The 554-nt window shown below is 32.7% G+C and carries 1 pseudogene; it reads left to right on the top strand.

Annotated elements, in window-relative coordinates:
- Positions 1–73: 73 nt before the first annotated feature.
- Positions 74–554, top strand: a pseudogene (locus AB4653_RS23865) (flagellar protein FlgN); the annotation flags it as partial.

Here is a 554-nt window from a genome sequence, read left to right as displayed (position 1 = left end):
TTATTTATTCAATTGATGTTCTATATGTTTTAGGGAAGATTGAATTGGATCTAGAATTAGGTAAGGTAATAAAATGCTAAACGAGTTAAGGTGTAATAAATTAATTGATACTAAGTTAGAGTTCAATGACGGGTTAAATGTCCTTGTAGGCCCAAATGATGGAGCAAATTCCATTGGTAAGTCATCAGTTCTAATGTTAATTGACTTCGCATTTTCAGGAGATGATTTTATTAAGTTATCATCTGACATAATCGACAATGTTGGCATAATAACAGTTGAAATGGATTTTATCTTTGACGGTGTTATCCACAAGTTTTCTAGAGCTACAAATGATCCATCTGTAGTTACATTTATAACTGAAAGTGAACATATTGAAAAACCAATATCTGAGTATAGAGAATTTTTAAAAGAGAACTATAAATTCCCTGATGAATCAGCTAGCTTTAGGTCAGCGGTCAACCCATTTTTTAGAATATGGGGAAAAGAGAATAACAACCCAAATAAGCCACTGAACTCTTTCCCCAGTGAACCATATTCAAGCATCAAACCTAACG

The organism is Vibrio sp. 10N.222.48.A3 (assembly GCF_041475345.1).
GTDB classification, from domain to species: domain Bacteria; phylum Pseudomonadota; class Gammaproteobacteria; order Enterobacterales; family Vibrionaceae; genus Vibrio; species Vibrio tasmaniensis_A.
Note: the sequence above shows the minus strand (reverse complement) of the source record. Positions and strands in the feature narration are given on the sequence as shown.